Raw genomic sequence first — 13,283 nt, 5'->3', positions numbered from 1 at the left:
GTGGTGTCCTTAAAGCGTTGAACGGGCATGCGGACCTGGAGTCTCCGAAGGGAGACGCCGAGCCTCCCGTCCGGACACGGTCAACCGTACGCTGAAGCCATGCGGACGCCCGCCCAGCCTCCCTACCCGGCGCACTGGGAAGCCGACGTGGTGCTGCGCGACGGCGGCACCGCGCACATCAGGCCCATCGCGCCCGACGACGCGGACCGCCTGGTCGGCTTCTACGAACGGGTCTCCGACCAGTCGAAGTACTACCGCTTCTTCGCGCCCTACCCCAGGCTCTCCGACCGCGACGTCCACCGGTTCACCCATCACGACTACGTGGACCGCGTCGGGCTCGCCGCCACCGTCGGCGGCGAGTTCCTGGCCACGGTCCGCTACGACCGCGTGGACGAGCAGGGCAATGCCGCCTCCGCGCCCGCCGACCGCGCCGAGGTGGCGTTCCTCGTGCAGGACGCCCACCAGGGCCGCGGCCTGGCCTCCGCCCTGCTCGAACACGCCGCCGCCGTCGCCCGCGAACGCGGCATCCGCCGCTTCGAGGCCGAAGTGCTCCCCGCCAATGGAAAGATGATCAAGGTCTTCACGGACGCCGGCTACTCGCAGCGCCGCAGCTTCGCCGACGGTTCCGTGCACCTCTCCCTCGACCTCGAACCCACCGCGGAATCCGTCGCCGTCATGCGCGCCAGGGAGCAGCGCGCCGAGGCCAGATCGGTGCAGCGGCTGCTCGCCCCGCGCAGCGTCGCCGTCATCGGCGCCGGCCGCCGCCCCGGCGGCGCGGGCCGCACCGTGCTCGCCGGGCTGCGCGCCGGCGGCTACGCCGGCGAGCTGTACGCGGTCAACGCCGCGCTGGCCGACGACGCCGCGGAGCTCGGCGGCGTGCCCGCATACCGCAGCGTCCGCGACATCGCCGCCCCCGTCGATCTGGCCGTGGTCGCCGTCCCGGCCGACCGGGTGGCCGCCGTTACCGCCGACTGCGGCGAACACGGCGTGCAGGGCCTCCTCGTTCTGGCCGCCGGCCAGACCAGGGAGCAGCAGCGCGCCCTGGTCGCGCAGGCCCGTTCCCACGGCATGCGGATCATCGGGCCCGGTGCCTTCGGCGTCCTCAACACGGCCCCCGGCGTCCGGCTGAACGCCAGCCCCGCGCCGCGCCTGCCGCGGCCCGGCCGGATCGGCCTGTTCACCCAGTCCGCCGCCATCGGCATCTCGGTACTCGACGAACTCGACGGGCGCGGCGCCGGCCTTTCCACCTTCCTCTCCGCGGGCAGCCGCGCGGACGTCTCCGGCAACGACGCGCTTCAGTACTGGGACGACGACCCGGCCACCGACGTCGTGCTGATGTACCTCGAATCGGTCGGCAACCCGCGCAAGTTCACCCGGCTCGCCCGCCGCACCGCGGCCGCGGGCACGCCCGTCGTCGTGGTGCGCGGCGGCCGGCACAGCGGGGGCGCGCCCCCGCACGACCACGCCGCGCCCGCCGGGCGCACCCCGGAGGGCACCGTGTCCGCGCTGCTCGGCCAGGCCGGGGTCATCGAGGCGGACACCGCGGTCGAACTCGTGGACACCGGCCTGCTGCTGGCCCATCAGCCGCTCCCGCGGGGCCCGCGCGTCGCCGTCGTCGGCAACGCGGAAGCGCTGACGCTCGTCGCGCACGACGCCTGCCGCGCCCAGCGGCTGAGCCCCCTGCCCCCGGCCGGTCTGCCGCCGGGCGCGGACCCGGGCGACTTCCGCCACGCCCTGGCCGCCGCCCTCGCCGATCCGGGTGCCGACGCCGTCGTCGTCACCGCCGTCCCCGGCGTGCACCTCGGCGGCCCGCCCTCGGGGGCCAGGCTGGCCGCCGCCCTGCACGAGGCGGTGGCCGGGGCGGACGCGGGCAAGCCGGTCGTCGTCGCCCACCTGGCCCTCGACGGGCTCGCCGACGGGCTCGCCGACCGCGGCATCCCCGCCTACCCCTCGGCGGAACGGGCGGTCCGCGCCCTGGCCCAGGCGGCCCGGCACGCCGAGTGGCGCGCACGGGCGGCCGCCCCCGGGCGCGTTCCCGAGTACGACGACATCGACGAGGCGCGCGCCTCGCGGCTGCTCGCCGGCGCCGTGCCGCCGGGCGGTGCGCCCGCGCGCCTCGCGGCGGACGCCGTCACCGGCCTGCTCGCCGCCTACGGCATCACCGTGCAACCCGCGCTGCCCGCCCGGGACGTGGACGAGGCGGCCGAGGCCGCCGGGCGCCTCGGCTATCCGGTGGCGCTGAAGACGACGGCCCCCCACCTGCGGCACCGGGCCGACCTCGGCGGCGTCCGGCTCGGCCTCGCCACCCAGGGCGAGTTGCGCCGGGCCTGGGCCGGTCTCACCGGGCAGCTCGGCGACCCGGCCGAACTCCTGCCCGTCGTACAGGCGATGGCCCCCCGCGGCGTGGACACGGTCCTGCGGGCCACCGTGGACCCGGCCATCGGCGCCGTCCTGTCCTTCGGCCTGGCCGGACCGCCCTCCGAGCTGCTCGGCGATGTCGGACACCGGCTGCTCCCGGTCACCGACCGGGACGCCGCCGCGCTCGTGCGTTCGATCCGCGCCGCTCCCATGCTGTTCGGCTGGCGCGGTGCGCGGCCGGCGGACACCGACGCCCTGGAGGAGCTGCTGCTCCGGCTCGGGCGGCTCGTCGACGACCACCCGGGCATCGCCGCGGTGGACCTCGAACCCGTCGTCGTGGCACCGCGCGGAGTGACCGTCCTGTCCGCCGCAGTAACGGTCGCGGCGCCGCCGCCGCGCACGGATCTCGGACCGCGCCGTCTTGCGGCCTACTGATCCCGAACGGCCCTTCTCGCCGCGGAGTGGCCCCGTAGGATGGGCCCATGGCGAAGACCGGTACGACGTCTCAGGGGCTGCGGGAGGCAATCGAACGCAGCGGCTACTACCCGGCGCTGGTCGCCGAGGCCGTGGAGGCAGCGGTGGGCCGTGAGCCCGTCGTTTCCTTCCTGGTGCACCAGGAGACGACGTTCGACAGCAACGAGGTCCGCCGGCATGCCACCGTGCTGGTGCTCACGGGCACGCGGTTCATCGTCAGCCACACCGACGAGCAGTCCGCCGACAGCACGGCGCCCGCCCCGTACGCCACCACCTCCACCGAGTCGGTCAAGCTCTCCCGGATCTCCTCGGTGGTGATCAGCCGCGTCGTCGCAGATCCGCAGTCGTACAACCCTGGCACGCTGCCCCGCGAGGTGGTCCTCACCATCGGCTGGGGCGCCGTCTCCCGCATCGACATGGAGCCGGCCAGCTGCGGCGACCCCAACTGCGAGGCCGACCACGGCTACACGGGTTCCACCACCGCCGACGACCTCTCCCTGCGCATCAGCGAGGCGGGCGACGGTCCCGAGACGGTACGTCAGACGCTGGAGTTCGCCCAGGCACTCTCCGAGGCGACGGCGGCGGCCGGCAGGTGACGCACGCGCCCGCACACGACCCCCTGCCGCTCGATCCGCGCGGGGCGCCCGCGCCACGGTACGGGTCGGGGTCGCTGGCCGACGTACTCCCCGCGGCGCTGGCCGGGCTCGGCGTCCGGGCCCCGCGGACCCGGCTCGTCCTGCCGCCCGCCGACCGGGTCTGCCTCTTCCTCGTCGACGGCCTCGGCTGGGAGGCGCTGCGCGCCCACCCCGCGCAGGCGCCGTTCCTCACCTCGCTGCTGCCCGGCTCGCGGGCGGGTGCGGGTGGGCCGATCACGACCGGGTTCCCCGCCACCACCGCCACCTCCCTCGCCTCCGTGGGCACCGGGCTCGCACCCGCGGCACACGGCCTCGCGGGGTACAACGTGCTCGATCCCGGTACCGGCGAGGTGATGAACCAGCTCCGCTGGGACCCGTGGACGGAGCCGCGGGCATGGCAGCCGCATCCGACCCTCTTCCAGCTGGCGCACGCCTCGGGCATCGCGGCCTGCCAGGTTTCCGCCCCGCACTTCGAGCACACCCCGCTGACGCGGGTGGCCCTCTCCGGCGGCACGTTCCTGGGGCGGCTGGACGCGGGGGAGCGGATGGACGTGGCCGCGCAGCGCCTCGCGGCGGCGGACCGCACGCTCGTCTACACCTACTACGCCGAGCTGGACGGCGCGGGCCACCGGTTCGGCATCGACTCCGACGCGTGGCGCGGCCAGCTCGCCCACGTCGACGGGCTCGCCGCGCGGCTGGCCGAGCAGCTGCCGCCGCGTTCCGTGCTGTACATCACCGGTGACCACGGCATGATCGACGTGCCGCAGACGGAGAGCGCCCGCTTCGACTTCGACGAGGACTGGGAGCTGCGCGCCGGCGTCGCCAGGCTCGGCGGGGAGGGCCGCGCACGCCACCTGTACGCGGTGCCGGGCGCGGCGGCCGACGTCTACGCGGTGTGGCGGGAGGTCCTGGCCGGGCACGCGTGGGTGGTGACGCGGGAGGAGGCCGTCGAGCTGGGGTGGTTCGGGCCGCCCGGGGTGGCACCCGAGCCGCGCGTGTGGCACCGCATCGGCGACGTCGTGGTGGCCATGACCGGCGTGGCCAGTGTGATCGCGAGCGTCACCGAGCCCAAGGAGTCCGCCCTCATCGGCATGCACGGCTCGGTGACCCCCGACGAGCAGCTCGTTCCGCTGCTCGAAGTACGCACCTGACCTGGAGTCGATTAACGTTGGCCGAACTCGCCTTCTTCTCGGGCACGATGGACTGCGGCAAGAGCACGCTCGCGCTCCAGATCCAGCACAACCGCTCGGCCCGCGGGCTGACGGGCATGATCTTCACCAGGGACGACCGGGCCGGCACCGGTCGGCTCTCCTCCCGCCTCGGGCTCGTCACCGACGCGGTCGAGGCGGACGAGTCGTTCGACTTCCACCTGCACCTGGTCAAGTACCTGACCGCGGGCGGGCGCGTGGACTACGTGATCACCGACGAGTCGCAGTTCCTCTCGCCCGAGCAGGTCGACCAGCTCGCCCGGGTCGTGGACGACCTGGGCATCGACGTGTTCGCGTTCGGTATCACCACCGACTTCAGGACCCGGCTGTTCCCCGGCTCGCAGCGCCTGATCGAGCTGGCGGACCGGGTCGAGGTGCTCCAGGTGGAGGCGCTGTGCTGGTGCGGCGCGCGTGCCACGCACAATGCGCGGACCGTGGGCGGGCGGATGGTCGTCGAGGGCGCGCAGGTCGTGGTCGGTGACGTGGGCGCGGGCACGGAGGTCGGCTACGAGGTGCTGTGCCGAAGGCACCACCGCCGCCGCCTGACCGCGGCCGCGGCGGGCGCGGGCCCCCTGTCGCCCGACGTGCTGCCCGCGGACGGCGTTCCGCAGCCGGCGGCCGCCCCCGGGCGGCAGATCTGACGGAGCCCTCGGGCCGCCCGCGCGGGGCGGACGGCCCGCGCGGGCGTCAGCGCTTGGCCGCCCGGATGACCGCGAAGGGCGCGCCCTCCCGGTCGGCGACCTGGGCCCACCGGCCGAACGGGGACACCTGCGGCTCGCTGAGCTGCCGGCCGCCGAGACGGTCGATGCGCTCCAGCGCCTCCGCCACGTCCGGCACGGCGAAGTACGTCAGCCAGTGCGGCCCGCGGTCGTGCGGCAGCGCTCCGGCGACGCCGCGGATGCTGGCGACCGGGCGGTTGCCGAGCCGCAGCGTCAGGTAGTCGCTGCCCTCGGGCAGCGCGGGCTCCGGCGCCGCCTCGTAGCCGAAGACCAGCGAGTAGAACTTGCCGAGCCCCGTGGTCTCCGCGGTGATCAGCTCGTTCCACTCGGGGGCGCCGGCCGGGATGTGGACCGAACCCCGCCTGCGCGGCCCGCCCTCCCACAGGCCGAAGGCCGCGCCGCTCAGGTCGGAGGCGATGGCCAGGCGGCCCACTCCTTCCACGTCGAGCGGCCCGACGGCGACCGTGCCGCCGCTCTCCCGGATCATCGCGGCCGTGCTGTCGGCGTTGCGCGTGGCGATGTACGGCAGCCAGGCGACCACACGGCGCACGCCCGGCGCGATCTCACCGAGCCCCGCCACCGGGTGCCCGTCGCGAATCGCCCGGACGTAGGGACCGAGTTGCGAAGGCCCCTCCTCGAACTCCCAACCGAAAAGCTCATGATAAAACTCCTGGCTGGACGCCAGGTCGTGGACCATCAGACTTACCCAGCGGTGCGTTCCGGAAACGGGCGGACTCGCTGCCTCAGTCATCCTTCTCTTCTCCTGTCAGGACCATCGCGCCACTGCCGTTGTTCGCCCTCACGAGTCTCTCCCGGGGTGCTGGAGAGAATGGGCCCATGACAGCAATGATCGCGGTACCCGACCTGGCGCGTGCACTCGGCCCCGGAACGCCGCCGCGCGAGCGCCCCGTGCTGCTCGACGTGCGCTGGCAGCTCGGCGGGCCCCCTGGCCGCCCGCAGTACGCGGCCGGGCACCTCCCGGAAGCCGTCTACGTCGACCTCGACACCGAACTGGCCGCGCCGCCGGGCCCCGGCGGCCGGCACCCGCTGCCCGACCTGGAGATCTTCGGCGCGGCGATGCGCGGCGCCGGCGTCTCGCACGGACGTCCGGTGGTGGCGTACGACGGCGGGCAGGGCTGGGCCGCCGCCCGTGCGTGGTGGCTGCTGCGCTGGACGGGGCACCCGCGGGTGCGGGTCCTCGACGGCGGCCTGGCCGCCTGGGACGGCGAGTTGAGCACCGGCGTCGACCGGCCCGCGGCGGAGGGCGACTTTGTGCCCGCGCCCGGCGGGCTGCCGGTACTCGACGCCGCCGCCGCGGCCCGGCTCGCCAGGGACGGCCTGCTGCTCGACGCGCGGGCTGGGGAGCGGTACCGGGGCGAGGTGGAGCCGATCGACCCGGTGGGCGGCCACATCCCCGGCGCGGTGTCCGCGCCGACGACCGAGAATGTCGCGCCGGACGGCAGGCTACGCACGCGTGAGGAACTGGCCGCGCGATTCGCCGCGCTGGGCGCGGAGCCGGGCCGGGAGGTCGGCGTCTACTGCGGCTCGGGCGTGTCCGCCGCCCACGAGGTCCTGGCCCTGGCCGAGGCGGGCCTCGTCGCGGCGCTGTACCCGGGCTCGTGGAGCGACTGGACCGCCGACCCCTCCCGGCCCGTGGCGACGGGCCGGGAGCCGGGCTGAGGGCCCGCCTCCGGCCGGTCAGTCCTTCTTCTTGCGGCGGGTGCCGAAGACGATCTCGTCCCAGCTCGGCACCGCGGCCCGCCGACCGGGGCGCACCCCGTCCGCCTCCGCCTGCCGGTCCGTGTTGCCGGTCAGCCGGTCCCGGTGCCCGCCCACGGAACGCGGCATCAGCACGTCCGCGTAGGTGGACCCGGCGCTGGCGGCCGGGGCCTCGCGCCCGCGCACCGGCTCCTCGTCCTCCGGCTCGCTCTCGGCCGCGGCGGCCGGGGGCGGCGGCCCGGGCTGCTCCGGCACCACCAGGTCCCCGCGGAAGCTCGGCACGGCCTCCAGCAGGCTGGTCAGCGAGTCCGTGTCGTTGTCCTGCGAGACCCGCGGCGCGGGCGGGCGGTCGCCCTCGCGCGGCAGCCTGGCGATGCGCGGCACGAACGGCGTGCTCGGCTCCGGGGTGTCGTCCGTCTCACCGAGCAGCGCCCGCGCCTCGTCGTCGACGGCCTGGACGAGCCGCCGCGGCGGGTCGTACGTCCAGCTCGCCGAATGCGTCTCGCCCGCGACCCGGTAGACGAGCAGCACCTCCCAGGTGCCGTCGTCGCGGCGCCAGGAGTCCCAGCGCACCGCGTCCTTGTCCGCGCCGCGCAGCAGCAGCCGCTCGGTGACCGCGTCGCCGAGCTGCGGCCCCGCCGTCTCCCCGGGGCGCCGCACGGGCGTCTTGCGGGCCCGCTCGGCCATGAAAGCGCGCTCGGCCAGCACGGGCCCCTCGAAGCGGCGCACCCGCTCGACGGGAATCCCGGCGAACTGGGCCACCTCCTCGGCGGTCGCGCCGGCTCGTATGCGCGCCTGGATGTCGCGCGGCCGCAGGTGGTTCTCCACCTCGATCTCGATCTGGCCGAGCCTGGCCCTGTCGTTTCGGACGGCGGCGCGCAGCCGCTCGTCGATGGGCAGCGTGTATTCCGTGTTGTCGGCAGCCTTGAGCACCAGGCGTGTGCCGTCATTGCTCACGGCCACGACACGCAGTTCGGGCACGAGGACCTCCCGGTGGTGCCTGCCGACGTCACATACGTCGCTGCTCCCGCTAGACGAGTGTGACTTGCCCGGGCGCAGCGTGCCACAACCTTGCCGACTTGCCCGGCGTGTCGGGCCGTGGTCTTTAGCCGCCGTTATGGCACAGTCACCACTTTGCCACGAGTGGTGACCGGCGCGAGCGAATTCCACGCACACGGGCCTCCTGGGGCCAAGACCAGGAATTTCACACTACTCCATTGGGGCCACGCGAACAGGGCGCCGCGCCGCGGAAGTTTTCGCCGCACAAGGGAGTTGGCCCGCCGCACGGCCTTCCGATCTCCGCCCGCACGGGTGACAAGCCTCACAGGGAACGCGTCGCGGGACCTTCGCGAGTGTCCCGGACCGCCGGTGCGCCGATCGCGTGCGCGGGTTGTGTGGGCAGTGGCGAATGGCGGAACTTTCGGTAAAGAAGGCATGCGTGCGGTGTGACCCGCACCCACGGGGCGGTGCCGTCGGGCCCGCGCACCGCGGGTGGCAGGATCGGGGACATGGATCGCGCCACCGACCCGCACCCGTACGACGCCCTGCTGCTCCTGTCCTTCGGCGGTCCCGAAGGCCCCGACGACGTCCTGCCGTTCCTGGAGAACGTCACCAGGGGCCGCGGCATCCCGCGCGAACGGCTGGCGGAAGTGGGCGCGCACTACCACCTCTTCGGGGGCGTCAGCCCCATCAACGAGCAGAACCGTACGCTGCTGGCCGCGCTGCGCGCCGACTTCGCGGCGCACGGCCTGGACCTGCCCGTCTACTGGGGCAACCGCAACTGGGGCCCGTACCTCACCGACACGCTGCGCGACATGGTCCGCGACGGCCGCCGCCGCGTCCTGACCCTGGCCACCAGTGCCTACGCCTCCTACTCCGGCTGCCGCCAGTACCGCGAGGACCTGGCCGGCGCACTGGCCACCCTGGCGGCCGAAGGGCTCGAACTGCCGCGCGTGGACAAGCTGCGGCACTACTTCAACCACCCCGGGTTCCTGGAGACGGTGGCCGACGGTGTCCTGGCCGCGCTGGCCCGGCTGCCCGAGGAGGTCCGCGGCGGCGCGCACCTGGCGTTCAGCACCCACTCCATCCCGGACGCCGCGGCCGACACCTCGGGACCGCCCGCCGCGCACGGCCCGGGCGGCGCCTACGTGGCCCAGCACCTGGACGCCGCCCGCCAGGTCGCGGCCGCCGTGCGCGAGGCCACCGGCAGCGAACACCCCTGGCGGCTGGTCTACCAGTCGCGCAGCGGCGCCCCCCACATCCCCTGGCTCGAACCTGACATCTGCGAGCACCTGGCCGCCCTGCACGACGAGGGCGCGCCCGGCGTCGTCATGGTGCCCATCGGCTTCGTCTCCGACCACATGGAAGTCCTCTACGACCTCGACACCGAGGCCATGGCCGTCGCGAAGGAACTGGGGCTGCCCGCCGTCAGGTCCGCCACCGTCGGCGCGGAGCCGCGGTTCGTCGCCGCCGTACGCGACCTGGTGCTGGAACGGGCCGCGACCGAGCGCGGCGAAAGCCCCGGGCGCTGCGCGCCCGGCGCGCTGGGACCCAGCCACGACATCTGCCCCGTCGGCTGCTGCCCGGGCCGCCAGGCCAAGCCGGCAGCCGCCGGCGTCGACAGCCCTTACGCCTGAGGAGCGCCCACCTTGTCCGACCGACCCGCACCGGAACTTCTGCTCGCCCTCGCCCGGGAGGCGGCCGGCCGGGCCGGCCGGCTGCTGCGCGACGGCCGTCCTGCCGATCTCGGCGTCGCGGCCACCAAGTCGAGCCCCATCGACGTCGTCACCGAGATGGACCTGGCCGCCGAGCGGCTGATCACCGGCTTCCTCGCGGAACGGCGCCCCGACGACGCCTTCCTCGGCGAGGAGGGGGGCGTCAGCGGCGGCACCAGCGGCGTCCGGTGGGTCGTCGACCCCCTGGACGGCACCGTCAACTACCTCTACGGGCTGCCGCAGTGGGCCGTGTCCATCGCCGCCGAGGTGGACGGCGAGGCGGTCGCCGCCGCGGTGGCGGCCCCGATGCGCGGCGAGAGCTACCACGCGCTGCTGGGCGGCGGCGCGTTCCGCACGGCCGCGGACGGGAGCAGCGAGCCGCTGCGCCCGCGGCCCTCGCCGCCGCTGGACCAGGCGCTGATCGGGACGGGCTTCAACTACGTGGCGACCGTGCGCACCGCGCAGGCCGCCGTCGCCCGCCGGCTGATCCCGCGGGTGCGCGACATCCGGCGTTCCGGCTCCGCGGCTATCGACCTGTGCGACGTGGCGGGTGGGCGGCTCGACGGCTTCTACGAACGCGGCCTGGCGCCCTGGGACCTGGCCGCGGGCGACCTCATCGCCCGGGAGGCGGGCGCCGTGACCGGCGGCCGGCCCGGCCTGCGCCCGGACGGCGACCTGGCCGTGGCCGCGACGCCCGGCGTGTTCGCGGAACTCCAGCCGCTGCTCGACGAGCTGGGCGCCTGGCACGACAGCCACGAGTGACGGGGCGGGACACGACGACGCCCCCGGGCCCGTCCCCGGGGGCGCCGCTGCCGAAGTGTCAGACGGTCCTAGCCGACGTGCACGCCGTGTTCCGCCGCCAGTCGGCGCAGGTCGTCCAGCTCGGCCTGCTCCACATCCATCGTGAACACGTCTCCGGCCTCACGAGCGCGGTGCAGATCGGACTCGGTGCTTTCGATGCGCTGAAGAATCCCAGCGGTGAACGCGTCCAAGGTGCGCCCCCTCGTCTTCGATCGGCGGCACTGGGGGGTGCCGGGGGTGGGTGCGGCCACAGCGGACCCTCGAAACGGTCGGCAGCGCGGAGGACTGGCTTGCCGCCTTCTCGGGCGTGGTCGCGGGGTGTGTGCCTCTCCTCCCCGGCGGGCCGCGAGGGGAAACCTGCCCACCACAGAATTTCGCCCGCCCCGTCCCCGCCCGGCGCACTTACCGCTCGTTTACCCGGGGGCAGGGCAGGATGGTCGCGGGGCCGGCCGGCCGCTGTCCCGCCAAGCGGATTCTGTGAGAGAAGGGCCATGACGTGCGCGTACTCGTCGTCGAGGACGAGCAACTGCTCGCTGACGCGGTGGCCACCGGGCTGCGCCGCCAGGCCATGGCGGTGGACGTCGTGTACGACGGGGCCGCCGCCACCGAGCGCGTCGATCTGAACGACTACGACGTCGTGGTCCTCGACCGCGACCTGCCACTGGTGCACGGCGACGACGTCTGCCGGCGCATCGTGGAGCTGGGCCGCGCCACCCGGGTCCTGATGCTGACGGCCTCGGGGGACGTCAGCGACCGGGTGGAGGGCCTGGAGATCGGCGCGGACGACTATCTGCCAAAGCCTTTCGCCTTCAGCGAACTGATCGCCCGCGTGCGGGCCCTGGGCCGCCGCGCCACCGCTCCGCTGCCGCCCGTGCTCGAACGGTCGGGCATCACCCTGGACCCCAACCGCCGCGAGGTGCACAGGGACGGGCGGCAGGTGCAGCTGGCGCCCAAGGAGTTCGCGGTGCTCGAAGTGCTGATGCGCAGCGCGGGCGTCGTCGTCTCGGCAGAGCAGCTGCTGGAGAAGGCGTGGGACGAGAACACCGATCCGTTCACCAACGTGGTGCGGGTCACCGTCATGACGCTGCGCCGCAAGCTGGGCGATCCGCCGGTGATCACCACCGTGCCCGGCGCCGGGTACCGGATCTGAGCCATGGCCTCGTCCCCTTCGCCGCCCTCCACACCACCGATGCCGGCCGCCCCGCCGAAGCCGCAGTGGGACCCGCACGAGGACGACCGGCCGCACGGCTGGCTGCGGCCGACCATCAGGATTCGGCTGACCCTGCTGTACGGCGGGATGTTCCTGATCGCGGGCGTGGTGCTGCTGACGATCATCTACCTGCTCGCCGCCCGCGCCCTCGAACGGGGGACCGAGCTGCCCTTCACGTTCCCCGCGGGCACGACCGAGGTGATCACCTCGCCGGTGTGCCCGGCGACGCCGGGGCCCATGCAGGAGAACGAGTTCGAGGAGTGGCTTGCCGAGTGCACGGACAGGCAGCGCGCCATCGCCCTGGACCAGCTGCTGCGCAGCTCGCTGCTCGCGCTGCTCGGACTCGCGGTCGCGGCCTTCGCGTTCGGCTATGTGATGGCGGGTCGGGTGCTGTCCCCGCTGGGCCGGATCACCCGCACCGCCCGCCGGGTGGCCGGTTCCGACCTGCACCGGCGCATCGAGCTGGACGGGCCGGACGACGAGCTGAAGGAGCTGGCCGACACGTTCGACGAGATGCTGGACCGGCTCGACCGGGCGTTCACCGCGCAGCAGCGCTTCGTGGCCAACGCCTCGCACGAGCTGCGCACGCCGCTGGCCATCAACCGCACGCTGCTCGAGGTGCAGCTGTCCGATCCGAACGCGTCGCCCGAGGTGACGCAGCTGGGCAACACCCTCCTCGCGACGAACGAGCGCAGCGAGCAGCTGGTGGAAGGCCTGCTGCTGCTGGCCCGCAGTGAGAACGAGCTGGTGGACCGCAAGCCGGTGGACCTGGCCGAGGTTGCCGGGCAGGCGGTCGAGCAGACGCGCGGGGAGGCCAGGACCCGCGGCGTGGAGCTGACCGGCGCCAGACCGCCGCTGTACGTCCACGGGAACGGGGTACTGCTGGAGCGGGTGGCGCTCAACCTCGTACAGAACGCGGTGCGGTACAACGTGTCCGAGGGCGGCTGGGTCCGGGTGGAGACGGAGGCCAGGCACGGACAGGCGGTCCTCGTGGTGGAGAATACGGGTCCGGTGGTGCCCGCCTATGAGGTCGATAATATGTTCGAGCCTTTTCGGCGGCTGCGCACCCAGCGCACAGGCAGCGACAAGGGTGTCGGTCTCGGCCTGTCCATCGTTCGTTCGGTCGCGCGTGCCCACGGGGGCTACGTGCGCGCCGAGCCGCGGGAGACCGGTGGACTCGTCATGTGCGTGGTCATCCCGGTCTGAGAAGACGCCGAGGCGGGAAAGAAGGAGATGTGATCAATCACATACGGGTGCCCGGAGGGCCGGGCATCCACGGGGCCGCAGCAGGCGTTTTGGCCCGTTAGCGGCCCGATCGGCAGCCGGAATGATCACCTCTTCAGGCGTTCGGTTGGGTGTCGATTGAGTAACACCACTTGATGTGAGGCAAAATCTCCGCCTCGGGTCGGGCACAAAGTCCGACCCCCCGCGCGTTACGTGCGCTG

12 protein-coding genes are annotated in these 13,283 nt (G+C 74.1%); 9 read left to right on the top strand and 3 right to left on the bottom strand.

What is annotated here, in order from left to right; translation table 11 throughout:
* Positions 1–99: 99 nt before the first annotated feature.
* The 4 genes from STBA_RS07180 to STBA_RS07165 are packed head-to-tail and all read left to right on the top strand — an operon-like array spanning position 100 to position 5,316.
* Positions 100–2,793, top strand: coding sequence for a GNAT family N-acetyltransferase (locus STBA_RS07180; RefSeq protein WP_077058439.1), 2,694 nt, complete (start codon positions 100–102; stop codon positions 2,791–2,793).
* Between the two features lie 47 nt (positions 2,794–2,840).
* Complete coding sequence (locus STBA_RS07175) at positions 2,841–3,428, top strand: DUF5998 family protein (RefSeq protein WP_077058438.1); 588 nt, start codon at positions 2,841–2,843, stop codon at positions 3,426–3,428.
* Positions 3,425–4,618: a nucleotide pyrophosphatase/phosphodiesterase family protein gene (locus tag STBA_RS07170; protein WP_077058437.1), complete on the top strand. Its 1,194-nt coding sequence runs from the start codon at positions 3,425–3,427 to the stop codon at positions 4,616–4,618. The genes STBA_RS07175 and STBA_RS07170 overlap by 4 nt, the downstream gene beginning before the upstream one ends.
* A gap of 17 nt (positions 4,619–4,635) precedes the next feature.
* Positions 4,636–5,316, top strand: a complete 681-nt coding sequence (locus STBA_RS07165) for a thymidine kinase (protein ID WP_077058436.1) — start codon at positions 4,636–4,638, stop codon at positions 5,314–5,316.
* A 46-nt stretch (positions 5,317–5,362) separates the two neighbouring features.
* Here STBA_RS07165 and STBA_RS07160 read toward each other — a convergent pair whose 3' ends face one another.
* The gene (locus STBA_RS07160; protein ID WP_077058435.1) at positions 5,363–6,145 is read right to left on the bottom strand and encodes a VOC family protein; all 783 of its coding nucleotides are present in this window, start codon (positions 6,143–6,145) and stop codon (positions 5,363–5,365) included.
* A gap of 95 nt (positions 6,146–6,240) precedes the next feature.
* Here STBA_RS07160 and STBA_RS07155 point away from each other — a divergent pair, with 95 nt between their 5' ends.
* Positions 6,241–7,074 carry a sulfurtransferase gene (locus tag STBA_RS07155; RefSeq protein WP_253195211.1) on the top strand — a complete coding sequence of 278 codons (834 nt, stop codon included), beginning with the start codon at positions 6,241–6,243 and terminating at the stop codon, positions 7,072–7,074.
* 18 nt (positions 7,075–7,092) lie between these two features.
* Here the strand turns inward: STBA_RS07155 and sepH are convergent, their stop codons facing one another.
* Positions 7,093–8,094, bottom strand: coding sequence for a septation protein SepH (sepH, locus tag STBA_RS07150; RefSeq protein ID WP_077058433.1), 1,002 nt, complete (start codon positions 8,092–8,094; stop codon positions 7,093–7,095).
* A 527-nt stretch (positions 8,095–8,621) separates the two neighbouring features.
* On the opposite strand from sepH, the gene STBA_RS07145 reads away from it, so the two are divergent.
* Both STBA_RS07145 and STBA_RS07140 read left to right on the top strand, forming a co-directional pair.
* Complete coding sequence (locus tag STBA_RS07145) at positions 8,622–9,749, top strand: ferrochelatase (RefSeq protein WP_077063159.1); 1,128 nt, start codon at positions 8,622–8,624, stop codon at positions 9,747–9,749.
* A 12-nt stretch (positions 9,750–9,761) separates the two neighbouring features.
* Positions 9,762–10,589 (top strand): inositol monophosphatase family protein, encoded by an 828-nt coding sequence (locus STBA_RS07140; protein WP_077058432.1) that lies wholly within the window; start codon positions 9,762–9,764, stop codon positions 10,587–10,589.
* Positions 10,590–10,657: 68 nt separating this feature from the next.
* Here the strand turns inward: STBA_RS07140 and STBA_RS37650 are convergent, their stop codons facing one another.
* The gene (locus tag STBA_RS37650) at positions 10,658–10,819 is read right to left on the bottom strand and encodes a hypothetical protein (protein ID WP_171987661.1); all 162 of its coding nucleotides are present in this window, start codon (positions 10,817–10,819) and stop codon (positions 10,658–10,660) included.
* Positions 10,820–11,124: 305 nt separating this feature from the next.
* On the opposite strand from STBA_RS37650, the gene STBA_RS07135 reads away from it, so the two are divergent.
* Together STBA_RS07135 and STBA_RS07130 are read left to right on the top strand one after the other, a co-directional pair.
* Positions 11,125–11,778, top strand: a complete 654-nt coding sequence (locus STBA_RS07135) for a response regulator transcription factor (RefSeq protein ID WP_077058431.1) — start codon at positions 11,125–11,127, stop codon at positions 11,776–11,778.
* A 3-nt stretch (positions 11,779–11,781) separates the two neighbouring features.
* Positions 11,782–13,044: a HAMP domain-containing sensor histidine kinase gene (locus STBA_RS07130; protein ID WP_077058430.1), complete on the top strand. Its 1,263-nt coding sequence runs from the start codon at positions 11,782–11,784 to the stop codon at positions 13,042–13,044.
* Positions 13,045–13,283 lie beyond the last annotated feature (239 nt).

The sequence above is a fragment of the Streptomyces sp. MP131-18 genome (assembly GCF_001984575.1).
Taxonomy (GTDB): domain Bacteria; phylum Actinomycetota; class Actinomycetes; order Streptomycetales; family Streptomycetaceae; genus Streptomyces; species Streptomyces johnsoniae.
The sequence above is the reverse complement of the archived record's forward strand: the minus strand, read 5'-3'. Positions and strand labels throughout refer to the sequence as shown.